22 protein-coding genes and 1 other RNA gene are annotated in these 25,784 nt (G+C 42.2%); 4 read left to right on the top strand and 19 right to left on the bottom strand.

Annotated elements, in window-relative coordinates:
- Window positions 1–119: 119 nt before the first annotated feature.
- From IGI67_RS14630 to IGI67_RS14585, 10 genes are all read right to left on the bottom strand, one after another.
- On the bottom strand, window positions 120–1,367 hold the full coding sequence (locus tag IGI67_RS14630; RefSeq protein ID WP_429958162.1) for an IS256 family transposase: 1,248 nt from the start codon (window positions 1,365–1,367) through the stop codon (window positions 120–122).
- 131 nt (window positions 1,368–1,498) lie between these two features.
- Window positions 1,499–1,843 carry a DUF2200 domain-containing protein gene (locus tag IGI67_RS14625; protein WP_429958161.1) on the bottom strand — a complete coding sequence of 115 codons (345 nt, stop codon included), beginning with the start codon at window positions 1,841–1,843 and terminating at the stop codon, window positions 1,499–1,501.
- A gap of 22 nt (window positions 1,844–1,865) precedes the next feature.
- The gene (locus IGI67_RS14620; protein WP_429958160.1) at window positions 1,866–3,035 is read right to left on the bottom strand and encodes an NAD(P)-dependent malic enzyme; all 1,170 of its coding nucleotides are present in this window, start codon (window positions 3,033–3,035) and stop codon (window positions 1,866–1,868) included.
- Entirely contained in the window at window positions 3,022–4,404 is a 1,383-nt protein-coding gene (gene fumC / locus IGI67_RS14615) for a class II fumarate hydratase (protein ID WP_429958159.1), read from the bottom strand. The genes IGI67_RS14620 and fumC overlap by 14 nt, the downstream gene beginning before the upstream one ends.
- Before the next feature lie 276 nt (window positions 4,405–4,680).
- Entirely contained in the window at window positions 4,681–5,127 is a 447-nt protein-coding gene (gene dtd, locus IGI67_RS14610; RefSeq protein ID WP_429958158.1) for a D-aminoacyl-tRNA deacylase, read from the bottom strand.
- Between the two features lie 153 nt (window positions 5,128–5,280).
- Window positions 5,281–7,488: a RelA/SpoT family protein gene (locus IGI67_RS14605; RefSeq protein ID WP_429958157.1), complete on the bottom strand. Its 2,208-nt coding sequence runs from the start codon at window positions 7,486–7,488 to the stop codon at window positions 5,281–5,283.
- Window positions 7,489–7,561: 73 nt separating this feature from the next.
- A complete protein-coding gene (locus tag IGI67_RS14600) occupies window positions 7,562–8,305 on the bottom strand; it encodes a 16S rRNA (uracil(1498)-N(3))-methyltransferase (protein ID WP_429958156.1) in 744 nt (247 codons plus the stop codon).
- Window position 8,306: 1 nt separating this feature from the next.
- Window positions 8,307–9,254 carry a 50S ribosomal protein L11 methyltransferase gene (gene prmA, locus IGI67_RS14595; RefSeq protein WP_429958155.1) on the bottom strand — a complete coding sequence of 316 codons (948 nt, stop codon included), beginning with the start codon at window positions 9,252–9,254 and terminating at the stop codon, window positions 8,307–8,309.
- A gap of 77 nt (window positions 9,255–9,331) precedes the next feature.
- Window positions 9,332–9,808, bottom strand: a complete 477-nt coding sequence (locus IGI67_RS14590) for a DUF3013 family protein (RefSeq protein WP_429958154.1) — start codon at window positions 9,806–9,808, stop codon at window positions 9,332–9,334.
- Between the two features lie 2 nt (window positions 9,809–9,810).
- A complete protein-coding gene (locus IGI67_RS14585; protein WP_429958153.1) occupies window positions 9,811–10,437 on the bottom strand; it encodes a DNA-3-methyladenine glycosylase in 627 nt (208 codons plus the stop codon).
- Window positions 10,438–10,652: 215 nt separating this feature from the next.
- Here IGI67_RS14585 and IGI67_RS14580 point away from each other — a divergent pair, with 215 nt between their 5' ends.
- Entirely contained in the window at window positions 10,653–11,930 is a 1,278-nt protein-coding gene (locus IGI67_RS14580) for a replication-associated recombination protein A (RefSeq protein WP_429958152.1), read from the top strand.
- Between the two features lie 77 nt (window positions 11,931–12,007).
- Here IGI67_RS14580 and IGI67_RS14575 read toward each other — a convergent pair whose 3' ends face one another.
- The 3 genes from IGI67_RS14575 to IGI67_RS14565 all read right to left on the bottom strand — a co-directional run bounded on the left by IGI67_RS14575 (window position 12,008) and on the right by IGI67_RS14565 (window position 17,792).
- Window positions 12,008–13,414, bottom strand: coding sequence for an MDR family MFS transporter (locus tag IGI67_RS14575; RefSeq protein ID WP_207109081.1), 1,407 nt, complete (start codon window positions 13,412–13,414; stop codon window positions 12,008–12,010).
- A gap of 272 nt (window positions 13,415–13,686) precedes the next feature.
- Window positions 13,687–14,154: a MarR family transcriptional regulator gene (locus IGI67_RS14570; RefSeq protein WP_429958151.1), complete on the bottom strand. Its 468-nt coding sequence runs from the start codon at window positions 14,152–14,154 to the stop codon at window positions 13,687–13,689.
- Between the two features lie 95 nt (window positions 14,155–14,249).
- Window positions 14,250–17,792: a hypothetical protein gene (locus IGI67_RS14565; protein ID WP_429958150.1), complete on the bottom strand. Its 3,543-nt coding sequence runs from the start codon at window positions 17,790–17,792 to the stop codon at window positions 14,250–14,252.
- A 120-nt stretch (window positions 17,793–17,912) separates the two neighbouring features.
- Here IGI67_RS14565 and ssrS point away from each other — a divergent pair.
- The 3 genes from ssrS to IGI67_RS14550 all read left to right on the top strand — a co-directional run bounded on the left by ssrS (window position 17,913) and on the right by IGI67_RS14550 (window position 18,985).
- Window positions 17,913–18,106, top strand: a non-coding RNA gene (gene ssrS / locus IGI67_RS14560) — 6S RNA.
- A gap of 65 nt (window positions 18,107–18,171) precedes the next feature.
- Complete coding sequence (locus IGI67_RS14555) at window positions 18,172–18,456, top strand: hypothetical protein (RefSeq protein ID WP_429958149.1); 285 nt, start codon at window positions 18,172–18,174, stop codon at window positions 18,454–18,456.
- Window positions 18,457–18,514: 58 nt separating this feature from the next.
- A complete protein-coding gene (locus IGI67_RS14550) occupies window positions 18,515–18,985 on the top strand; it encodes a universal stress protein (RefSeq protein WP_429958148.1) in 471 nt (156 codons plus the stop codon).
- A gap of 47 nt (window positions 18,986–19,032) precedes the next feature.
- Here the strand turns inward: IGI67_RS14550 and fucO are convergent, their stop codons facing one another.
- From fucO to IGI67_RS14520, 6 genes are all read right to left on the bottom strand, one after another.
- Window positions 19,033–20,187, bottom strand: coding sequence for a lactaldehyde reductase (gene fucO, locus IGI67_RS14545; protein WP_207109086.1), 1,155 nt, complete (start codon window positions 20,185–20,187; stop codon window positions 19,033–19,035).
- Window positions 20,188–20,303: 116 nt separating this feature from the next.
- A complete protein-coding gene (locus IGI67_RS14540; RefSeq protein ID WP_429958147.1) occupies window positions 20,304–20,870 on the bottom strand; it encodes a hypothetical protein in 567 nt (188 codons plus the stop codon).
- A 13-nt stretch (window positions 20,871–20,883) separates the two neighbouring features.
- A complete protein-coding gene (locus IGI67_RS14535) occupies window positions 20,884–22,947 on the bottom strand; it encodes a BglG family transcription antiterminator (RefSeq protein ID WP_429958146.1) in 2,064 nt (687 codons plus the stop codon).
- Between the two features lie 29 nt (window positions 22,948–22,976).
- Window positions 22,977–24,023, bottom strand: a complete 1,047-nt coding sequence (locus IGI67_RS14530) for an NAD(P)-dependent oxidoreductase (RefSeq protein WP_429958145.1) — start codon at window positions 24,021–24,023, stop codon at window positions 22,977–22,979.
- Window position 24,024: 1 nt separating this feature from the next.
- Complete coding sequence (locus IGI67_RS14525) at window positions 24,025–25,452, bottom strand: PTS galactitol transporter subunit IIC (RefSeq protein ID WP_207109090.1); 1,428 nt, start codon at window positions 25,450–25,452, stop codon at window positions 24,025–24,027.
- 16 nt (window positions 25,453–25,468) lie between these two features.
- On the bottom strand, window positions 25,469–25,771 hold the full coding sequence (locus tag IGI67_RS14520; protein WP_429958144.1) for a PTS sugar transporter subunit IIB: 303 nt from the start codon (window positions 25,769–25,771) through the stop codon (window positions 25,469–25,471).
- Between the last annotated feature and the right edge of the window lie 13 nt (window positions 25,772–25,784).

Genomic DNA, 25,784 nt, shown 5'->3' with positions numbered 1-25,784 from the left:
GGGTTTGTCAACTAAACTGTGGAAGTTAATTAGTTAAGTTTTCTAGAGAGTAAACTCTCACAGTATTTTAAGCAGCTAAGAGAAAACTATTTGAACATACAGTTAAATAAACCTTGACCTTACGGAAGGTAGATCGCATATTTTTCAATTCTAGAAGAGAAGGTCTCGTTAACCATTAGCTGGTTAAGTACCATAGCCCAGTTTTGAATATGACCGCCTGCCCACTTCGTGTGTAACTCTTTCGTCCGTAAATAAAGCAGTTTAAGGAGTGCAGTCTCATTGGAGAACGCTCCTTTTTTGGTGACTTTTCTAAAACTGGAATGGACACTTTCAACGGCGTTCGTAGTATACATAATTTTTCGAATCGCACTGCCGTAATCAAATAATTGTTCAACATGAGCGAAGTTCCGTTTCCATACATCTACTGCACCAGAATATTGGGACCACCGATTTTGGAAACTGTCAAAAGCGGCATGCGCTGCATTGAGAGAAGATGCACCATAAAATCTTTTCATATCCTTACAGACTTCCTTGTAATCTTTACTTGGAATGTATCGCAAGGCATTTCGAACAAGATGAACGATACAACGTTGAACGATGACCGATGGAAAGATTGCTTTCGCGCCTTCTTCGAGACCAGAGACACCATCCATGGAGATAAAGAAGACATCTTCTACACCACGTGCTTTCAATTCATCAAACACTTGCATCCAGCGATTTTTAGATTCTGTTTGATTGAGCCATAAGCCTAGAATCTCTTTCTTTCCTTTGAGATCATACCCAAGAATCGTGTACACTGCATATTCTTTCGCTTCGTAGTTTTCACGTAAGGTGACATACATACAGTCAACAAATAAGAAAGCATAGCATTTCGCTAACGGGCGTGCTTGCCATTCTTCTAATTCGGGAAGCACAGCGTCTGTGATATCTGAAATCATTTCATGAGAGATATCAAAGCCATAAATGTCTTCGATCGTAGCGGCAATATCTCGCTGGCTCATTCCACGAGCATACATCGAGAGGACTTTGCCTTCGATGTCGGAGACATCTCCCTTTCTCTTTGGAATCAATTCAGGATCAAAAGAGGCATCCCGATCTCTTGGAACATCAATATCCACTTCACCAAAACTTGTTTTTAACGTTTTATTTCCGTAGCCATTACGTCGATTCTTATGTTCTTTGGGTTCTTTCGAATGAGGGTCATAACCTAAATGGTTGTTCAACTCTCCCTGCAACATTTTCTCAAATAAGGGGCCAAACACATCTTTCAAGGCATCTTGCATGTCATCTACAGATTCAGGTTGATAAGCGTTTAGAATAGTTTCAGCTAACTTTTCAGCATCGGGATTTCTTTTCTTTCTAGCCATAATAAGATCACCTCTTAGTTACATTTTAGGAAAAGAAAAACTGTGAAGCAACCACCTGCCTAGGATTAGTGGTTACTTACACAGTTAATATTACACTCTCACAGCGAGTCTATTTAGACTCGCCATTCGAACTATTTCCGTAAAATTTTTTCCATCTTTTTTCCTTTAGCCAATTCATCCACTAACTTGTCTAAATAGCGAATTTTTTGCATCAATGGATCTTCGATATCTTCTACTCGATACCCGCAGATCACGCCTTTAATCAAAGAAATATTTTCGTTTAATTGCGGAACCTCAGCAAAAAAAGTTTCCATATCGACCCCATCATCAATTTGCTTTTGCAGTCCTTGTTCATCATAGCCGGTCAACCAAAAAATAACCTGGTCTAGCTCTTCTTTGCTTCGTCCTTTTTTCTCGACTTTCTGGATATACATGGGATAGATCGAGGCAAAGCTCATTTTAAATACTTTACTCATCAATGAAGGCTCCTTTATTTGATTATCGTGTGACGCCATCTTTTCTGGCTGCTTCTGCTACCTTTAGAGTAATTAAGTCGACCACATTTTCATCAAAGGCAGATGGAATGATGTAGTCAGAGGTTAATTCAGAATAAGGAATTGAGTCCGCGATTGCATAGGCACAGGCCAATTTCATGCGAGGAGTGATCTTTTTCGCTTCTGCTGTAAACGCACCGCGAAACAACCCTGGAAAGGCCAACACATTGTTTATTTGATTCGGATAATCGGATCGACCCGTTCCAACTACCGATGCCCCCCCAGCGATTGCTTCAGCATAAGTGATTTCGGGTTCAGGATTTGCCATCGGAAAAACGATATTTCCCTCATTCATCGAAGCAACCATTTCCTTAGTGACTAAATTCGGTGCGGACACACCGATAAACACATCGGCCCCCACAAAAGCCTCTGCCATCGTTCCTGAAAAGTCCTTTGGCGCGATCAACTCTAAAATTTCTCTTTCAACAAAGGTTGCATTTGACATTTGCTCATTCAATGCCCCCTCTTTATTAAAGGCAATGATCGTTTTCACACCAAGATCGACTAACATATGAATGATTGCACTGCCTGCCGCTCCTGTTCCAGAGATCACGACCTTCAAATCCTGTGCTTCCTTTTTGACCAGCTTCAGCGCGTTGATCAAAGCAGCGGTCACGACAACCGCGGTCCCATGCTGATCATCATGAAAGACAGGAATATCCAACGCTTCGATCAACGCCCGCTCAATTTCCACACAACGCGGTGCATTGATATCTTCTAGATTAATCCCGCCAAAAGTCGGTGCCATAGCTTTAACGATTTGGATAATTTCCTGCGGGTCTTTTGTATTGAGACAGATCGGCACTGCATCAATATCAGCAAACTCTTTGAATAATAAGGCTTTTCCTTCCATCACAGGCAATGCCGCTTCCGGTCCGATGTCTCCTAACCCTAAGACTGCTGTACCATCTGTGACAACAGCGACACTATTGCCTTTCCAAGTATAGTCATAGGCTTTATTTTTGTCTTCGGCAATTTTGCGGCAAGGCTCTGCAACACCTGGTGTATAAGCTAAAGATAAATCCTCCTTGTTCCGTACCTTTGCTCTGCTGGTCACTTCGATTTTGCCGCGCCATTTTTTATGTGCTGTTAATGCGTCATCATAGATAGTCATCGTAGTTCTCTCCAATCATTTTTTCCGGTCGGACCCATGCTTCGTATTCTTCTTCAGTTACATATCCTAAAACTAAGGCTGCTTCCTTAAGCGTTGTTCCTTCATTAAAGGCTTTTTTCGCGATCTCGGCGCCCTTGTCATAACCTATATGCGTGTTTAATGCTGTTACCAGCATCAATGATTGCTCCAACAATTCAGCCATCCGTTTTTCGTTTACGACTAATCCCTGCAAACATTTGTCACTGAAGGAATGCAAGGCATCTGTCAGCAAGCGGATGCTTTGCAATAAATCAAAGGCAATCAGCGGTAAATAGACATTCAATTCAAAATTCCCTTGAGAGGCTGCAACACCAATCGCTGTGTCATTTCCCATCACTTGAACAGCGACCATCGCCAAAGCTTCACACTGCGTCGGGTTCACTTTCCCAGGCATGATCGAGCTCCCTGGTTCATTTGCAGGCAAGGTAATTTCTCCTAATCCACTGCGAGGACCACTAGCCAGCCAGCGAATATCGTTCGCCATTTTCATACAATTAGCCGCTAACGCTTTTAATGCCCCGCTGACAAATACCACTGCATCTCGATTGGCTAACGCATGAAACTTGTTGGACTCGCTGATGAAATGAATCCCCGTCTCTTCTTTTAATGCCTCAATAAAAGCTTCTTCATATGCTTTCGACGCATTCAAGCCCGTCCCTACAGCTGTTCCGCCAATGGCCAACTGACGCAATTCTGCCAAACTGTTAATCAGCATATTTTCGTTATGCTCCAAGGCCGAACGCCAGCCGCTAATCTCTTGAGCGAAGGTCACTGGTGTCGCATCTTGCAGATGGGTCCGTCCAATTTTGATTACGTGTTTATTATTTTCTTCCAACTCTTCTAGCACGCCAATCATCTCATGGATTGCCGGTAACAGATTCTTCTCGATCGCAATCGTACCTGCTATGTGCAAGGCAGTTGGAAAAACATCATTAGAGCTTTGCGACATATTCACATCATCGTTAGGATGAACGGCCAGATCCTTTTGACTTGCCAAGTGAGCGAGTACTTCGTTGGCGTTCATATTGCTTTGAGTCCCGCTGCCAGTCTGCCAAACTACCAAGGGAAACGCCGCCCAGTTCTCACCCTTTAACAGTAGATCTGCCGCATTTTGAATAGCCATCGCTTTTTCAGCTGCTAACTTTCCAGTTCTTTGATTGGCGATCGCTGCGGTTTTCTTGACCAAGACTAAGGCATGCAATAATTCCGGCGGCATTTTTTCTCCGCCAATTTTGAAATTTTGCCGGCTTCGTTCGGTTTGCGCCCCCCACCAAGCTTCTTTTGGCACTTCAATAGGGCCCATTGAATCCTGTTCGATCCGTTTTTCCATATATCCGACTCCTTCATGTTCGTGTTTTTCAATCTATTTTGTTCAATTATCGCTTATTTAGAGAATAAAAGGTAGAGCTAACTTAATTTTTTTATCTGTTCACTTTCAGCTGCCGCTGATTTTTTGTACATGGCTATGGCTTTACGAACTCATTCAGAACGCTTAATTACAAAAAGATCAAAAAAACCGAAGAATCATTTGCTATCGTAATAAACAGCAATAAGCTTCTCCGGCTTCATTTTGTTAAGTATTTTCCAAAACAAGGTTCTTGGTCTATTATTTATCTCTTGTATCAAAAAGAATGGTTACAGGTCCATCGTTCACTAATGCAACGTCCATGTCGCCGCCAAATTCTCCGGTCTCGACGTTCAATCCTGCTTGTCGCAGGCCCTCATTGAAATATTCATACAAAGGAATCGCTGTTTCTGGTCGGGCAGCCTTCACAAAACTTGGACGATTGCCTTTTTTCGTATCCGCGTATAATGTAAATTGCGAAACACTTAAGACACTGCCGACAACATCTTGCAGGGATTGATTCATTTTTCCTTCCTCATCCTCAAACACGCGTAATAAGGGGATTTTCCGAATCAAATAATCCGCATCTGCTTGGGTATCTTCTTCATGAATGCCTAGAAGAATCATAAATCCGCGATCGATTTTGCCAATTACCTTCTCATCGATCGTCACACTCGCTTGGCTCACTCGTTGAATAACTGCTCGCATAAAAACCTCCTGAAAGATATCCTTTTTTTCTAGTTTATTTTTGCTTAATCCACATTCGCCCATAAATAATGGATGATGCTTTTTACTAGCACCATCCATTTTTCATACACAACCCATTCCACTACTTTGTTAAAAGTACAAAAGGAAGGAGGGTTACCCTTTGGTCCGTTTGACACTGTAAACATCTGGGATCGTCTTCACTTTATCAACGATCGAATACAGATGATTCAAGTTTTGAATCTTGAAGGTCAGGTTAATGACCGCTAATCGATCTTTCGTCGGCTTCGCTTCGACACTGACCAGCTTCTTGGTCATGCCGCTGACAATATTTAGAACATCGTTCAACAGCCCGTCACGATTAAAGCCGTAAATTTCCAAATCAGCATTGTACTCTTGAACAGAATTGATCGTATCCTCCCATTCCACTTCGATCAGCCGCTGCTGAATATCCTTTTGCTTCGTGATGTTAGGGCAGTCGGCACGGTGAATCGATATCCCGCGTCCTTTCGTAATGTATCCGACAATATTGTCACCAGGAACCGGATTACAGCAATGGCTGATCCGAATCAGCAGGTTATCGATCCCTTGGATGACGATGCCGCCTTCATGACGAACCTTGATTTTTTCTGGCTCTTTCGGATTGTTGACCATTTCATCAACGGCATCCCGTTGTTTTTGCTTCATTTGTTCGCGGCGTTCTTTTTCTGTCAGGCGATTGGCAAAGGTCAACGCGCTCATTTCACCAAAACCAATGGCTGCATACAAATCATCTTCACTGTGGAAATTGAACTTGTCCAATACCTCTGAAAGCTTGTCTTTCGTCAGCATTTCCTTCGGTACAAAGCCTAGGTCATTGATGCATTTAACAACCGCATCATGGCCTTTCGTGACATTTTCTTCCCGATCCTGCGTTTTAAAGAAACGCTTGATTTTATTCTTCGCCTTGCTGGTTTTTACTAGATTTAACCAGTCGCGGCTCGGCCCAAATGAATTGGCTGAGGTCATGATTTCGATGATATCGCCATTCTTCAACTTATAATCCAGCTGAACCATTTTGCCGTTGACTTTGGCACCAGTCGTTTTGTTTCCGATATCTGTATGGATACTATAGGCAAAATCTAACGGTCCCGAGCCCTTAGGCAACTCTGTTACATCACCTTTTGGCGTGAATACGTAGACCTTATCACTGAAAATATCGCCCTTAACGCTTTCCATAAATTCAGACGCATCATAGCTTTCATCTTGCAGTTCAATGATTTCCCGGAACCAATCCAACTGTTTGTTGTCTTGATTAGCTTCTTGCTTGTCTGTTTTACCTTCTTTATATGCCCAGTGAGCAGCAACCCCGAACTCGGCGATCTGATGCATCTCATGCGTACGAATCTGAACCTCTACTGGGTTTCCGCTTGGTCCAATTATCGTCGTATGCAAGGATTGGTACATGTTTGTTTTAGGCATTGCGATATAATCCTTGAAGCGTCCAGGCATTGGTTTCCACTTGGTATGGATCGCTCCTAAGACCGCATAGCAATCCTTGATCGAATCCACGATCACACGAATGGCTAACAAGTCATAGATTTCATCAAACTGTTTCTTTTGATCCCGCATTTTACGATAAATTGAATAAATGTGCTTTGGTCGACCGTAGATGTCGCCTTCGATCCCTAGTTCCTTCGTCGCTTCTTTGATTTCATCGACCGCTTCTGCTACAAACCCTTCTCGTTCATCACGTTTGCTGCGCATCAAGTGAACAATGCGATAATACTGTTTTGGATTCAAATAGCGTAATGCTGTATCCTCCAATTCCCACTTGATCCGGCTCATCCCTAAGCGATCCGCCAGCGGGGCATAAATTTCCAGTGTTTCGCGGGCGATCCGACGCTGCTTGTCATCGCGCAAATATTTTAAAGTCCGCATATTGTGCAGTCGATCGGCTAGCTTTACCATGATGACGCGCAAATCCTGTGCCATCGCCAACAGCATCTTGCGGTGATTTTCTGCTAGCTGCTCTTCATGGGACTTATACTTGATCTTCCCTAATTTTGTCACGCCGTCGACCAATGATGCCACATCTTCACCAAACTCAACCTTTAAATCCTCTAATGTAACAGGTGTATCTTCTACAACATCGTGTAAAAAGCCTGTCGCCACCGTATGAGGATCCATATGTAAATCAGCTAATATCCCTGCGACTTGAATTGGATGAATAATATAGGGTTCTCCTGATTTTCGAATCTGCGGCTTATGGGCTTCATAAGCAAAGTCGTAAGCCTTTTGTACAAACGCCACGTGCTCTTTGCCCATGTATGTGCTGACCATCCTGATGACGTCAGGGCCAGTCAATTCAACTTCTTTTGCCATGTGACGTTCCCCCCTTATTTTCTGAAAATGATTGTTCTTATTATACAAACTATAGTAAGCTTTTTCAATCAAATCAGTACTGCAATTCATAATAGAAACTCGCTGCACTCAGCAGATAAAACGGCGCGGTTTCTGTTCGTAAAATCCGTGGGCCTAAACCGCAAAGCTTCGCCCCTGCTGTTTGAAAAAGTTCAATTTCTCTCGGTGTCAACCCGCCTTCTGGGCCAAAAATGACCAACAACTTTTGGTCAGCCTGCAATTGTTGAAATGTTTGAACTAGCTGTGCCTTCTCACCTTGCTTGGCAGACTCTTCGTAAGCAACCAAAACCGCATCATAATCCGCAAATGCGGCCATTAATTCTTTTTCAGAGGTGAAATTGACCTTTGGCAAAGCCTGTCGATGAGACTGCTCCGCCGCTTCTTGAGCAATCTTGTTCAATCGCTGCTGCTTCTTGTTTTGCTTCTTTGCATCCCATTTCGCAACCGAACTGTCACCGGGAAAAGCAATGAATGCATGGGCACCTAACTCTGTTCCTTTTTGCACGATCAGCTCCAGCTTCTCACCCTTGGGAAAACCGCTGGCAATCGTGATCTGAATAGGTAATTCCCGTTGCAGGCGCTCCTTTTCGACTTCCTCTAGCATCACTTTCTCATTATCAATTGCCGTGATTCTTGCCTTGATAGCTGTTTGATCATTGAAAACAAGGAAAACCTGATCCTCTGCAGTCATTCGCATTACTCGCGACATGTGATGATGAGATTCACCAGTGATTTCTACCGTTGGTTGATAGGATTGATCAATAAAATAGCGCTGCATCTTAATCTTCCTCAGGTTTCTTCAAAATAATAGCAAACCAATCCTTCTGTTGAAAGATTCGATCCACCTCAAATCCTTGCGTATACATCTCTTCCAGTACCATATCCTTTTTGTCTTCAATGATACCGGAAACGATCAATGTCCCATCCGGCTTTAATAAGCGCCAAGCATCTTCAATCATCAATACAATAATGTCCGCTAAAATGTTCGCCACGATCACATCGGCTTCTTGCTCCACACCAACCAACAAATCATTGGCAGAAACATGGATATTTTCAGTATTCGTATTTAAATCAACATTTTCTTGTGCAGATCGAACCGCTACCTCATCCAGATCGTAAGCAAAAATATCCTTCGCCCCATAAAGTGAACTGGCAATACTCAAGACGCCCGATCCTGTTCCTACATCTAACACTGTTTCGCCGCCACGCAAAACGGTCTCTAATGCTTGCAGGGTTAAATTGGTGGTCGGATGTGTTCCTGTTCCAAAAGCCATACCGGGATCTAAAGTAATAATTTTCTCGTCCTCATGCTGTGCTTCATACTTTTCCCAGCTAGGAACGATCGTTAAATAGCGGGTGACACGAACAGGATGATAGTATTTTTTCCATGCTGTCGCCCAATCACTTTCCTCTACTTCGCTGACTTCTACGATATTTTTCCCGATATTTAAGCCAAACTCTGGCAATTTCGTAATACTGGCTTGAATAAATGGCAAAATCTCCGGCAGAAAAATGGTCTCTGGAAAATAGGCCATAACGACAGCACCTTCACTTAGGCTTGAAAATGTTTCTTTATCTAACAGCTCGCCGTATTGATCCTCTTGATAGTTCTCAAAATCTAATGCGTCTTCGATCGCTACTCCTGAAGCACCGGCTTCCATTAAAATATTCGAAACGGCTTCAACCGCCTCGCTTTCCGTTGTTACTTTAACTTCATTCCACTTCATATTTTTTCGTCCCTCCTAATTCAAAATAAGTTGCTGCTCATTGCATAGATCGCTAAGCTCACTACAATAGGTATCCTTTAATAGCTTGGATAAGGCAGATAGCTGCTGTCGGCTGGTTTGATCAGCGCCTTAAAGGCAGCATCGTCCCAGTTCATTTCAAAAATCGCCTCGTCGTTATCGTCCGCTAAGAAATCTAATAAATCACTTTGACCTTCTTCGATTACATCTTTCAAATAATCCACAACAGCCGTTAATTCGCTTTTCTTCATGCCTTTTTTGCCTTCATAAGGAATCACCGCCAAGAAATCGTCAGCATCATAGGTTGATTTATCCGGGTCCACCAATAAGATCGCATCCTCAAACTCGATGATTTCTTCTTCTGAAGCCACACCGTCTACATCATCAATTTCGATCTGACCTTTGTTCTCTCCGTAAATGCGAAACGCGATTTCAAAACTGCGGTTGCGTGTATCCCAGTCTAAGGCTAGCTCATAGTCAGGAATTTTTTTGTTTAAGTAGCTATCTAAATAAGTAATCATTGTCTCTTTTGCCATTTTTAGTTCCTCCATCCATTGTTTTCTTCTATTAATAATTTGCGCTGATTCGTTATATAAGGATTTCCATGAACAACATAACGCAATTTACACTCAGTCCAAATCCCTTTGTTAGGAATCCCAATACGCGGCAGGGCATCAATCTGCTTTGGAATTCGCCGTTTTTCTGGAACTAAATGCAAGGAGCTAGTAAAGATAGATTCTCCGTATAAGTCCTTGCTGATTCCTAATGCCTCCACCAATTTTCCTGGCCCGTCTGAAATTGCCGCGCCAGTTCTTCCATGGCGATTCAGGCGCATCTGCTCCACGCCTGCTGCCGGCTCGATTCCCCGAATCATTACACCTTGAGGCGTTCCTTCAGGCTGAGTAATCATATTCAAAATCAAATGCGTATGCATTGTGTATAAATAAATCGTTCCTGGCTTCTCGTACATCGCTCGCACACGCGGCGTATCACGCATGCCATAACTATGCGCTGCTTCATCGTCTGGTCCTAGATAGGCTTCGCAATCAACGATATATCCGCCTAGTTTACCTGCGGCTGTCTCATGCTCCAAATACATGCCTAATAAATATTGCGCCACGTTTTCGGTTGTTTCCGTATTAAAATAATTGATTAATTGTTCCATTTTTCTCACCTTCTACATGATACACAATAATCCTGCCGCATGCTACGTCCAGCGACCAAAACTCAAGCAATCCTAAGCCGCCTATCACAGAAAGAACAGCTTTTCTTAAATAATTGTTCCGTTTCTTGCCCTTTGCTTCCTACTAAAAGCAAAATGAACAGAAAAGTGCTATAATGAGAACATATATTCTGATTTTTAACTCAAGGAGGTTTCTTATGCAACAGCCTTTAGCTTACCGCATGCGCCCCCGTAACTTAGATGAAGTTGTCGGACAGCAACACTTAGTTGCCACCGGAAAAATCATCCGACGCATGGTAGATGCTCGAATGCTTTCTTCCATGATTTTATACGGTCCACCCGGAACAGGTAAAACTAGTATCGCCAGTGCCATCGCCGGCTCGACTAATTATGCCTTTCGTATGTTGAATGCCGCTACCGATACGAAAAAGGATTTACAGATCGTTGCCGAGGAAGCCAAAATGAGCGGCACGGTCATTTTATTATTAGATGAAGTCCATCGCTTGGATAAAACCAAACAAGATTTTCTTTTGCCTCACCTAGAAAGCGGCCGCATCATCATGATTGGAGCTACCACAGAAAATCCTTATATCACTATCAATCCCGCCATCCGCAGCCGGACGCAGATTTTCGAAGTGAAGCCGCTAGATGAAACGGACATTATCACAGCTGTCAGATCAGCATTGGTGGATAAAGAGCGTGGACTGGGAGAGTACCCCGTTGAATTAGATGAAGAGGCCTTGAACCATTTAGCTCGTGCCACCAATGGGGATTTAAGAAGCGCTTTGAATGGGCTTGAGCTGGCAACTAGATCGACGCCAAAAGATGACGAAGGAAAGATTCATCTGACCCTTTCCATTATTGAAGAATGTGTTCAGCGCAAGGCGTTGACCCACGACAAAGATGGGGATGCCCATTATGATGTGATCTCAGCCTTTCAAAAATCCGTTCGCGGCAGTGACGTCAATGCGGCATTGCATTATTTAGGACGACTCGTCGAAGCAGGGGATTTACCGATTATTTGTCGTCGTTTGATGGTGATGGGCTATGAAGATATCGGCTTAGCCAATCCCGCTGCCGCTGCGCGCACGGTTCAAGCGGTTCAAGCGGCCGAAAAATTGGGCTTTCCGGAAGCTCGAATTCCTTTAGCGGATGCTGTCGTTGATCTGTGCCTCTCGCCTAAATCAAATTCGGCCTACGTAGCCTTGGATGCAGCGATCACAGATATTCAGATGGGAAATGCTGGAGAAGTGCCTGATCATTTACGGGATAGTCATTATAAAGGAGCTAAAGCTCTTAATCGCGGTGTCGGCTATCAATACCCCCACAGCTTTGAAAATGCTTGGGTCGATCAGCAGTATCTGCCTGATAAAATCAAAGATGCGCATTATTATGAACCAAAAGCTACAGGTAAATATGAACAAGCACTCGGTCAGCAATATCAGCGAATCGAGGAATGGAAGAAGAAAAAATAAGCCACAATTGAACACAATAAATCCCCTAACTAGGACAAAGAACCATTCCTAGTTAGGGGATTTTTTTACAAAACACGTTATTTGACCGTCTGTTTCGTTTTATTTGTCAGAAAGACACCTGGAATAAAAATCAGCACTAAGACGATGACAGAGACAAGAAAGCCCGTATGATAAGCAGATAATTCATGAGCAATCGTTGGTTGATCGTTTTGAAGCACCGTTGCGACGACCGTAGCAATCATGGCCGAACCGAAGCTGGCACCAAGATTTTCGATAATATTGATTCCAACACCAGCATCCGGTAGTTCTTCATCCGCTAATCCTGTATACGCATCACTCGTCAATGGTAAATTTATCCCGCCAAAGCTGGTGCCGCGAACAAATAAAATTACAGAAATCCAAATCATACTGGTTTTATCTGTAACAAATACCAACGGAATGGTCCCTAGCAAAGAGATCAGTAAACTAACAATCACAACATATTTAGCCCCGATTCTATCGATCAGCTGACCGATCAATGGTCGGGTCACTAGCATACCCAATCCTTGCGGAATCAAAGCAATAGCCGCTTCCATCGCTGAAAAATGACGGAAATTCTGGAAGAACAGCGGCAGGATTATCATGGGTCCCATAATCGCGATGTTGGCAAAGAACAGACCAATACTAGAAGCCCGAAAACTTCTATGAGAAAAGATCGTCAGCGGCAGAACAGTTGCATGGTTCTTATAACGATCGTAAAAAATATACGCCAGTAGAAAAGCCGCTCCAATACCTGTCCAGATCACTGTTTCACCATTCTTAAAGGTTGCGTGATCAGCAGCTTTTGTGATGCCGTAAATCAAAGCCGCACTCATAATCGACAAATCGAGAATACCGAAAAGATCTAATTTGCTTTCTCGATTGAATGGAGCAAATGTTGGCAGCAGCTGAATCATCAAGGGCACTGCGATTAAAACGATAAAGACATTGATGAAGAAAATCCAGCGCCAAGAAGCTGCTTGAACAATGAAGCCGCCCAGCACTGGGCCAAGGATCGGACCAAAAATCATGGGCGTACTAACAATCGCCATTACCTGACCGATATTTTCCGGTCCTGCTGTCTTTACTAGAAGTGTCGACATCAACGGTGTGATGATCCCTGCTGTAAACCCTTGAAGCAAACGAAAAACGATAAAACTGACGACATTCCAGCTGATACCAGCTAGTACAGAGGTGACGCCGAAAAGAATGACCGCTCCGATAAAAATTTTCTTTCCGTCAAAGTGATTCATCATCCAGCCTGCCAACGGCACAGCAATAGCTAGTGCAAGTACGTAACCCGTAATCGCCCACTGGATTGTTCCTAGTGTCGTATGAAAGTTTTTGGTTAATTGATCAATAGCGATATTCACCATTGTAGAGTCTAGCATGGGTGCGATCGCACCAAGGGCAATCGCCCAAGCGGACGCTAACACCTTTTTGGATAATTTAGTTGATTGAGTCATAAAAAAACTCCTTTCTCCTGTTAAGTAACTATAGTCAAAGAGTACTCCGCTCTGATTAACCCATAAGAAAAACTAGATTAATAGCTTTGCGCAATATCTTTTGATTCGCTCTTCATCTCATCTATCGAAGGTTTCCTCCCATCGAATATGAGTAAAGATGCATTTCTCGTTGCAGTCGAGTTTTTGTTTCCTAGGAAACTATACACCCGCTTTGTTTCCCAGTCAACAAAAAACTTTAAAAAAAAGAAGCAGCCTCGATCGACTGCCGCAAACTAATGAATGGTCATTCCTTGTTTTTTGATTTCTTGATCCAAATGCTGATTGTAGCGGTCGAGAAATGTTAAAAAAGCTTCATATTGATCATCAGTGATTGGTTCAAAAACGATCTCATCACGAGCTTCAAACTCCTGATGAAGCTGCTCGTGAACAGTGAAGACTCTTTTTCCTTCCTCTGTCAGCTTGAAATAGATTTCTTTCTTGTTATCAGACTTTTGATAGCTTTCGATATACCCTTTTTTCAGCATTTTTTTCGTCAGTTTGCTGATTGCTCCGCGGGTCATATACATCGACTCGGCCATTTTCGTGACATTGGGCTCTTTGTGTTTACCAATGAATTCAATACAGTGAACCTCTGAAGCTGTATAGCCTGCTAAAGCTTTCTCCATCTTCATTTTATCCAACCAGGCGCGTTTATTAAATACTTCGCTGAACCCTTCTAGAACTTCTTCTCTTTTGTTCATGCGCTTTTTCTCCTATTCATCGTAATGAATTGTCTCCTGATAACTTGATGAGTGCAAAACTATTCTAGGTCAATTTTGTTTCTTTTTCAACAAAATCATTCAACCTTAGTCGTTAATGTCCAATGAAAGGTCATTGTATGATCACCCATTCTTTGACGCTCTTTTGGAATAGTTAGGTATACTCCCTTCGTTTCGCCCCAATCGTCAAAGGTTGTTGTCAAAGAGCCAGTCTGCTTAAACAATACTGCTGCCTCATTTAAGGGAAAGCTTTTCCCAAATTCTTGGAAATAAAGGTACCCATCTTCTGGTGCTTCAGCCTGTAAAGTCAGTTCCCATGGTTCTTGTTCGATTCGCGTATCTGCTATCTCAAGTTGCCCGATAACTTTCGGATAAAAAGTTGTCTTCTTTCCAATCGCTTGCCGGCCAAAATCTATTATCTCTGGAACTGAAAGCAGCTGAAGAGTCCCGTTGGCCTGTTCAAACTGGGCTTTGATCTGATAATACCCATTTTCTGTCGGACGCCAAAAATTTTCTGTTACCACTTCCTTCTCGCCGTTGCCGGCGGTTATTTCTGCTTGCTGAAAAGAAGAATTTTCTGTTCCAATAAATGTCAGCTCAGGGACTAGTTTATTTCCAACGGGAAGAACCATCTCCCCTCCTTTCTCATTCACAGTACCCCAGGCAGTTAGCGGTAACGGTCGGTTCTCCGGCTTTAAAGGAAGGTTATGCGTGATCTTGCCAGATGGACTGGTTACTTGATAATCAATTATCACAGCAGCGACCGCCAATCCCACCTCATTATTGGAATCCCCCGTAAAAGCAGAGCCAGCCGCATCAAAGCCGATAAAATTTTCTGGAGATAATGCACTTGCACCCCCTGCAAAAGTCATCACAGAATAGCCTTTTTGCTGAGCAAAGTACTTTCCTTGAACCGCTCTCAGACTTTCAGAGAGCAACGAGCGCCAAATCAGTCTTTTCTCTGGGACTAATTCTCGGAGAAATATACTTTTCGCTGCTGGCGGGGAATGCAGCTCAGCATTTTCAGCAACGATCAGACGTCCTGTTTTCAATTCCTCCACCGCTAACTGAGCTCCTGCCGCCAAGGTGAGGTCACCGAATTGATGATGGCTTTGTTCAAAATTTTCACTAGTCGCTCCACTGCCATTGAGAATTGCTTTTGCCGATACTTGCTTTTCAATAGCTAATTGGGTGAAGTTCGCGATTTTTTCGACCTGAATTCCGTCCTGCTCAGCGCCGATTTTCAACGCGACATCCACAGTACTATTTTCGATTAATCGATTATTAAAAGTCGTCAAGTCGCTGCCGATGATTGTTTCGAGCGCTTGAGCTGCTTGAACATCAATCGCCACTTCATGATTCAACCGGGTACCATAACTATTTTTGATCATTCCTTGAATCAAAGAAAAGCTTCCATTGGGCGCCTTGATTTTCAAATCAATTTTCGGAGTATAGAGCGACAATGGATTCTCTGCTCCATCTCCCAGTAATTCAACTGCTGTAAATGGCTGCTCAGTTGTTAATTCAAAAGCGACTTGTTTGTCAGCGCCGCCGAGACAATTTTTTACTTCGGCATTTCTAGGTCGTGCTGCTGAAATACCAATACCTGCTGCTAGCTCTAATGATCCTGTCAACTTCAATGAAACATTCCCACTAACCAGTCCATTTTTGGCTATCCCGCCCATAATTTGGGTTGCTTCATTGCTTTTGGCAAAGCGTCCTCCACTGACAATAGTCTCAACATCTCCTTCGATCCTATGGTTCGAGCGCACACCATAGGAAGCCGCCAGCAATCCTAGAATCTTACCACCGGAAATTTCAGTACGCGCATTGCCGACCATCCAACGATCGTAGTTGCTGCCTGCTACTGCGTATCGTTCGAGGACACCGCCAGTCATTTCAAGCAAACTGTTTCCATAGATACGATAACAACCGCCGCCGGCTCCGCAAAGCCCGCTGACTTGTCCTCCCTCCAATCGCAGGCGGCAATCACCTTCGATCATTCCGCTAAAACTACCACCATATGCATAGCTTAGTAGTGCTTGCTTAACGATCAATTCTGTTTTTCCATTAATATAAAGAATACTCTCCCAGGGACTTAGACTATTCCCACCGCCAGCAGCTACACTAAAGCCATAGTACGAACCTAAATTATCGTCCTCCGTTAAAAAATTTGGATCGTTTCCTTTTTCTTGTGCGGACTCTTCCCAACGCTTGCTGTACACAAGACCCTCTTCTCCTAAGGTCAAACGGACTTCACCATTGATCACACCTGCATAACCGGCTCCGCAAACATTATTTTCATTTCCCACGCCACGACTGACACACCCGCCCATCAATCGTGTCGTTACATTTCCTTCAACCAAAAAAGCCGTTTTACTTTTAGCGATGGAAAATCGTTCAGATGAAGTTAGCCGATCATAGAAAAGCTCTTCAGCCGTCCGTTCTTGCGGGTCCGTCAGATTAATCGCTGGTATTACTGTTTGTGAAGGAGTCAAGCTCTTCTTCTGCACATCCATACCGCCGGCTCCATCGATTCGCTTGAAGGAACCTTTAGAGGCTTTTCCAGCAAATAATTGGTTCTCAATATGGCCATAAATCGCACCGCCATATTGATTACCTCCTACAAAACTCCGTTCGCCCTTTTGAAATTGGCGTGTATCTATCGTGGTCCTGATCGCTGTTTCCTGCCCATAAACTTCCCCAGTCTGCGAACCGCCGATTAAAATTCCGTCTTCGGTAAAGCCTCCAACGCCATTGATCAGAGTATCGATTGCCCCAGTCCTGCCAAATGCCACTCCGCCAACAAAATTTTCGATACTAAAATTTGACGACTGAGAACATAATTGATTGGTAATAGAACCGCTCACTTTCACCGGTTCAGCTTCCGTGCCAAATCCACCGCCATAATAATTAAGTAAAGAACCATTGAGACTCCGAATTTCTGTCCTGACATCTCCTAAAATTTCTCCTTTCAAAGAGCCTCCACACAGCTGAGTAATATCACCAGTCATCGCTGAAATGTGAATCACCGGACTTCCCGTCAGCGTTCCGGCTTCATTTCCTCCGAAAATTTCCCAGCTTCCGCCGCTCACCTGCTGGAAACTGATCACTGGATTTCCTACCAAATCGCCGATTCCTCCCCCAAATAGTTGCGTATTCTGACTATGTTCAATCTTGTCAAAAAGAAGCTTGTGACCATTCCCATAAATTTTCGCCGCCTGTAAGTTCAATGTCTCGAAGTGCGCATCCTGACCAAAAAAACACGTATTCGGTAAAACTAGCTTCGCTTCGGTCCCTATACCTTTGAAGGTCAAATTGGCTGATAGACTGGCAAAATTAATCGTTTCAAGAGTAGGAGCAGACAAGCTTCTATCAGCCCCTACGGTTGTTTGACCTAAATCAAGTATGCCATCCAATTCGATTGTATAATGACTCTCTGTGCCAAATTGATAAAGATCAAAAAGAATTTCTTTGAATCCTTCAGCACTTAGCGGGTATTCTCTTTGCTGTGTCACAGGGGGAACAAGTTCCAACGTTTCCGCTTCTGCCTTCACTAAACAGGGACCGAATAAAAAAATAAGTAAATAGATAAAAAAATAAGCAATTTTTTTTGACATGTTGTCCTCCTTTTTTATACAATATACGTATAGAAGACGTGAATCATTTGGATTGTTCCAAATTTAGCGATATAAGCCGCTTCATTGCGTCTCAATAATGACTGTGCTATGATTGAGATGGAAATTCTGTGATGTGCGCGTTGCCTATTTCAGTGTTGACCGAACATTTTTATTGATATCTTGGGATCTGTCTTGTGTCAAAGTTGGTAACATGCCTTTTCATTTGGTAGTTCGACGCTTAGACCATGGAACCCACCTGCTAGATTTTGCGGGATCAATACTATCGGGTGAATAACGGCATCGACGGAATTTTCCATTTTTATGGAATGAAAGCAATTTGCGTACTGCAAATTGCTTTTTATTATATTGGAGGAAGAAAATGATCCGCATTTTATTATTTGTACTTGCACTTATTTTATTAATCTGCAGCTATTATTTGATCAAAAAACCTCAGGGACTATTAGTTCTCTTTAATGAGAAAATGCAAGCTGAATCCTGCAGCTTTTTGCGCCAATTTGGCTATATTTATGCGTTGTTGGGAGTGATGGGCCTCGTGATTGGCGTCCTCAACCAACGAAGCTATTCAATGATGTATTTAATTCTGTTATTGCTAGTCGCCGCGATCTTCGCTTTATTGATGGGAGCAAAAACAAAAAAAGGGTAACAGTACCAATTTTAAGAATTTTGTTTTAAAATAAAGATGAGAAAAGGAGTTGGGAACGATGGATCAAGAATACAGTAAAATTATGGTAGCAGTCGATGGTTCTAACGAAGCTGAACTAGCCTTCAAAAAAGCGGTAAATGTCGCAAAACGAAATCAGGCAGAATTATTGCTTGCTCATGTCATTGATACACGTGCATTTCAAACAGTTTCTTCATTTGATAATGTTTTAGCTGAACAAGCAACGGATATGGCTAAACAAACGTTAGCTGATTATGAAGCTGACGCAAAAAAAGCTGGTGTAGAGCATATCAGCAAGGTCATTGAATACGGTGCGCCAAAAGTGATGATCGCCAACCAAATTCCTGAAAACAACCAAATTGATTTGATCATGCTCGGTGCGACGGGTTTAAATGCGGTTGAACGATTATTTATTGGTTCAGTTTCTGAGTATGTTATCCGCAATGCTAACTGTGACGTTTTGATTGTTCGGACAGATTTGGAAAACAAAGTACCAGAAGAGGATGACTAATTACGCGCATTGAAAAAGCCAACCTAGCAAGGTTGGCTTTTTTTCTTTTATAACATCGATTTGTACAATGCGACGATTTCCTCTACTGTCGCGTCCCTTGGATTGCCCGGTGAGCAAACATCACGATAGGCATCTTCTGCGATTTGCTGAATATCCGCTTCCTTCATCCCAATCTCGGTCAAGTTTTGTGGAATTCCCACATCGATCCCCAGCTGCTTCACAGCTTGAACAGCGGCGTCCCGAACTTCTGACAGCGGCATATCGGCTGCGCCATCTATCCCCATCGCAATAGCGATCTCACGGTATTTTTCGCCAGTATGATCTTTATTAAAGTCCATGATCAATGGCAGCAGTGTAGCGCAAGCTACTCCATGAGGTGTATCATACCAAGCGGACAACGGATGAGCCATTCCGTGAACTAAACCTAGCCCGACATTTGAAAATCCCATTCCAGCAATGTATTGTCCCAGCGCCATTTTCTCCCGTGCTTCTTGATTTCCTGCCACTGAATCACGTAAGGCATGACTGATGATCCCAATCGCTTTAATGTGCAGCATGTCGGTCATTTCCCATGCACCTTTTGTAATAAAGCCTTCAATCGCATGTGTTAAGGCATCCATACCGGTTGAAGCGCACAAGCCCTTAGGCATCCCCATCATCATATCGCTATCAACAAACGCAACAACTGGGATATCATGAGGATCAACACAAACAAACTTACGCTGTTTGGCTTTATCCGTAATAACGTAATTGATCGTTACTTCAGCTGCTGTTCCAGAAGTCGTCGGTACAGCTAAAATCGGCAACGCTGGGTTTTCAGTAGCAGCGGTACCTTCTAAACTGATGACATCCGAAAAATCAGGATTGGTTACAATGATTCCAATCGCTTTTGCTGTGTCGATTGGCGAGCCTCCGCCAATGGCTACAATATAGTCTGCTTCAGCCGCTTGACAAGCCTTAACTCCAGCCTGTACATCCTCTATTGAAGGATTTGGCACAATCCCATCAAAAATCTCATAGCTCAGCCCAGCTTCGTCTAAAATCGCCGTAACCCTGGTAGCTACTTCAAATTTTAATAAATCTTTGTCTGTTACCACTAAGGCCTTTTTAAACCCGCGCTTCTTTGCCTCATTTGCTACTTCTTGGATTGCTCCCTTCCCAAAATAAGATGTTTCATTCAAAATCATTCGATTAACTACCATGTTCTCTCTCCTTTATTGTGTTCTATTTCACAATTTATTATCCCATAAAAAGAAAGCGGTTTCTATGTCTTCTAATTGTAAATATTTGCTGCAAAATAATACAATCTTGATCATTTTTAGCGGTAAAATTTTTCAAATTGAAGGATGAACGCATTCGCATCACTTTTCTTTTTGAAAACTATTTTTTCTTTTTTTATTTCTGTTTGTAAATTGACACAAAAATGCTGATCGATTCGTTCCAGCTGCAGCTTCTTTATCTTGTTCACAGGAATGAGAAGAAATTGCCCATCGGTTAAGTCAAACAGTAAGAAATGCTGTGTCCCTACGATCTGACCTTTATTCACGACGAACTTTCGCTGCTGTTTGATCTCCTGAATCAGCTTCTTATCTAATTGTTCGACCTCACCAAATTTTTGAACGTCAAAATATTCCTTCAAATCCTGCATAATTTGATTATCATTTAAACGGTGCTTTTTCTTTTTAAGAAAGAAAAAGCCAAAGAAAACTAAACCATATAAACCAACAATGGTTTGAATATCACCTATTTTAAGATTTTTCTCAATTAACCAGCCATTAATGAGATACATCAATAAAATCATGAAGGCACCCTTTAAAAAAAAGTTCAATTGATTGAGTGTTTTATCTAGCGTTACTTTACGCAACAGTATCCCTTGATTTCCCATCGTCTCCTCCTTATTATTTATCAACTTCCAGCTGAAAATAGTTGCAAATGTCTTTTTCATAATTGGCCTGCTTCATCGCGGAAATGAAACTCGGTGTTTTGGCTAGCTCGTAAAGTTTAGTCACCGCTTTGATATGGCTCTTCTTGTCTCTTGGTGCAATGACAACAATCAAGCTGATCGATATATTATCTGCAAAAGCGATGGGTTGATCCAATTTTAATAAAGACATTCCCACACGATAGACACCATCCTCTGGCCCAGCATGGGGAATAGCCAAATCCGGTGAAATTACAGAATAAGGATATTCTGGATCATAGTGCTCAATGACAGTCTCAATATACTTCGGTGACACGTATCCTTCGTTGACCAATGGTTTACCAGCAATCCGGATCGCCTCCTCCACAGATTTGACCCTTGGATAAATTTGAATATGAGAAAGAGGCAATAGTTCCGCCAGTTTAGGATTCTGATTTTGCAAACTGACGCCCTCATTGATTTCTGCTGCAAGCAAGTAATCCTGAATCTCCTGTGTTAATTGCTCTTCATTGATGATTTTCGTATTTTTTCTAATAATTGACAGCAAATTTTGAACCAAATCACGATTTTTTGACAGACCAAATGTCCCGTCAAAATCAATTCGTTTACGCACATCGCTGATCAAATGCATCTTATCTTCATCCGTTAAAAAGTGTGGAATCAAAAAAACTTCTTTTTTAGTATTCACTGGAACTGTTGAAAAGACAACATCAGCCGCAGTGCTTTCTTCTTCATAAAACTCGCGTAATGACAAATTCCGCGTGAACTCAATAGTCGTAAACAACTGCTTCAGTTCTCCCAGTAACAGCTTTGACACAGAAACACCATGCTGACAAACAACGACCGCTTGAATTTTTCGCCGTTTTTGTTTTTCCAGTTCTTCATTAATGAAGCTCAAGAGAATAACCGATAAATAAATCAATTCCCCCTCTGGAAAAATGATCTTCAAATAGTCTTCAATAATACCGATCGATTGATGGACCAAAGGATGGATAAAATCATAGTTTTCAACATTATCTAAAAAAAGCAGCTCATTATCCGGCAAGCCAAATTTTATTCGATAATAGGCCGGAATAATATGCTGGTAGATTGCCTCTTCCAGCTGTTCTTTATTTTTAATATCTGTAATACCTAGAATTTCAAAGCTATTGATGAAGGATTGAATCCGCTGCATCAGTTCTTGATCTTTATAATTTGAACGAATTTTGATCAGGTTGGTGCTCAGTAATTGGATCGAAATGAAGTGGATCTCAATCAAATAGTTTGGACCTTTGAAAAAGGGCTTCAGTGCTTGGCAAATCTTTGAATAAAAATCTTTTTCTACCATTTGAACATAGTTTCCTAATACTCCCGCTGACAATTCATTGCCTTGACCAAATCTCACAGAACACATATAACTGGTCAAATAAAGATCCACTAATTTGAACTCAGTGAATTCTAGACCTAATTCATGCTCCAATGAATGGATTCGATCCTTTATCGCTAATAGAGTATGTGTTTGTATTCCTATTATCGCCAGATAGTGTTCGAGACTGCCTTCTGATTTTTCAACTTCCCGAATAAATTTGATCCCCAAACGGCGAATCTCCATTTCATTTCCTGCCAGGTAAAAGCCTCTTTTCCTAGAAAAACGAAGTTCAATCGCTAAAGGCTTCAGGTACTTTTCATTTAGTTTGCGTTTATCACTCAAAATGGTGTTCTTACTGACAAATAGTTTTTCGGCTAAAGTTTGCAAGGTCTCCCCTTGATGAAACAGAACAATCAGATAGAGATAGCATTCGCGCTCTCTATCTGATAAATGGATCGACGGCGAGACCTTCGTCAAATAGCTCTTGATTGCTTTAGCTTCACCTGCCAAGAGAAAAAAAGTACCAGTCTTCTTAATTTTTCCTAATTTCAACTCGGTCAGTTCTTGGTTAACCTTCTTGATTCGGTAATCTAGCTGACCTTTTGTCCAATTAAACTTTTTTTCTAAGGATAGTGAGGTATGACTGTCTTTTGAAAGAAACAATTCCAACAATTGAATCGCCGTAACATCCATTTTTATTCCTCCTCATTCTTACTAGCTCATTAGATTCGAACGAGCATATCACTCATTCCGCTTTCGAAATAATCATTCAAAACATCACGTAATAAATACGGGGAACGAGGAATAGCATCAATCGTATCCCCGGCAATATGAGAAGTAATGACTAAATTATCTAAGTCTAGTAATGGATCATCTGACCGAATCGGCTCTTCCCAAACAACATCCGTTGCTGCACCAGCGATCATGTTCATCTGCAATGCTTCTACAAAATCGGCTTTATCAACAATATCTGGTCTAGCTGTATTTACTAAATAAGCAGACGGCTTCATTAAAGAAAGCAGATCAGCGTTGATCATGTTCTTAGTCTCTGGTGTCACTCGAACATGCAGTGACACGATATCTGCTGTTTTGAACAATTCCTCCAGCTCCACAAAGGTTATGCTTAATCCTTCTGCACGAATCGCTTCTTTATTTACAAAAGGATCATAAGCGATCACTTCAACACCTAAGCTATTCAGCCGTTTAACGACCAGCTTTCCGATATACCCCAAACCGACCAACCCAACTTTTAGATTGGCCAACGTTGTCTTGTACGGATCATTGGCAAATTTCTTAGGCCATTTTGCTTCTTTTACCTGTTGATAGGAAAAAGCGATGTTTCTCGTCAACGCGTAAAACAATCCTAAAGTAAAATCAGCAACAGGCTCGGCGTTGCGAATAACGTGAATCAATGGGATGTCTTTCTTTTTTAATTCTTGTACTGCGACATGTTCAACACCGCCGCGACAAGTCCCCACTAATTTCAATTGCGCAGCCGCTTCAATCATCGCTTTTGAGACTGGCGCAATATGAACCAATAAATACTCAGCATCGGCTAAATCGGTTAAAATTCCGGCTGGTATCTCCACTGCTTCCGGTCCCTTTTGCTCGATCAATTTGATTTTTTCTTGAAATTGCTCCTTATTTAAATCGGCAAACCACTGGTATTTCACTACTTCTATAGGTTCTTCAATAGTCAAATCTAAAGCAGCTTCAGCTAAAGTCTCCGCCGAAACTAGACCATCTCCAACAACAACGACTTTTGACATTTTATACAGCTGCTCCTTCCTCTGATACAATTCCCGCTTCTTCTTCCAATCTCGCCATATTTTCTAAATAGGTATGAATCGCTTCTTTTTTCACACGAACAAAGAGATACAGCGCAATATAAACTACTACAGACAGTCCAATCCAAAGAGGATTTTGCGTCATAAAGACTAGGAACAATATCCCCATAATATGATTCGTCATTACAGCAAAGCTGCAGATCATCATTGCCCCTTCTGGTAAATTAACACCGACGTCAACAGCAACTTGTGTAAAGATCGGCGCAACTGCGGTAATAATGTATAATCCGCCAGCACACCAAATCGCTCCGCTGATCAATGATTTGAAGATATTCCCATTGGAAATACAGATGACCAGCTCGATCATGTAAGGGATCGCAATTAAATCCACCATTGGCAACGTTTGATTGCCTGGTAAGAAAATAGCTAGCAATAATACAATTGGAATCAACAGCATGCCCGTTAATAAAGTGGCTGTTTCTCCATACCCAGCAGCATCGTTAATTGCCAGATACCAAACACGGTCTTTGCCGCCAGACGTTTTGGCAGTACTTTTCGATGCGTCCGTAATTGCCGTAAAGGCAGAAGCAAAAATTCCGGCAATTTTTGGAAAAATCGCCATGATTGCTGAAGTTGAGATACCGATAACCATGATCTCACCCCAACCAGTCAATGTATTTAAACGCATAAAGTTTCCAGCAAGCCCCAGCGCCAATCCCAAAATAAATCCTAATGAGGTAGGTTCTCCTAAAAAGCCCAGTTTATCCTGTAACGTTTCTGGATTCCAGCGAACCTTATTTGCTCCTAATTTAGTTAGTATCCAATCCATCGCCATCGCCAATGGAACTGAGCAAATATGATGAGGTGCGCTCATTGTACAGCGAGGATACCCATAATATACAGACCATCGCTTAGCAACAATTTCAGTAAATACTAAGCAATACAGATTGGAGAGTACCATCAAACCGATCGATAACCAAAGATTTTTAGTGGAAATATACAGCATCGATCCCCACAGCATAAAGGAATAGTTATTCCACAGATCTGAAGGCATAAAAATATCCGTGAACTTGATAACAAATAAAATGGCCTGCAGCGCCAAACCTAACGCTAAAAAAATCATTCCAACTTGGGTCGAATAGGCTACGACACTCGTTGCCTGCCAACCTGTGTCAAGAATTCGCAGATTGACACCCGTTTCTTCTACCATTCGATTGATTGCTGGTGTGACGATTGGTGTATAGGCACCAATAATCATGTTAAATCCGGTCAGCCCGATCCCCGCATTCAGAGCGGCATTAAAGGCTTTTTTCGGTTTTACCTTCATTAATAGCGCAATAAAGAAAATAATTACCGGTACCACGATTGCTGCGCCAAAGGCATCCATAATCTTCGATAAAACATCTAACATTTCATTTCTCCTCTCTTTAATTTACTAATTTTTGCGAAGTCTCAAGCAGCTCTTCAAAGAATTCATCTTCTCCCATTCCAGACAGTAACCCTACTGCATTGATAGTTGGTAACTCGTATTTGCCTTTCAATGGACTTGTATGAACGATCAAATCCCAAGCGCCACTAGCTAATTGTTCCTCCACACCTCCCGGATTCACTTCAACCGTTTTTGCTTTGATTCCATGATCATCTAAAAAATCTTTTACTTTTCCAGCTACCATTGAACTTGTTACCGTACCTGATCCACATACTGAAATTACATTTAATCGTTTAGCCATTAAAATCATCCTC

Source organism: Enterococcus sp. AZ196, from assembly GCF_050498845.1.
Lineage (GTDB): Bacteria > Bacillota > Bacilli > Lactobacillales > Enterococcaceae > Enterococcus_A > Enterococcus_A murrayae.
This window is presented reverse-complemented; position numbering and strand designations above follow the sequence as displayed.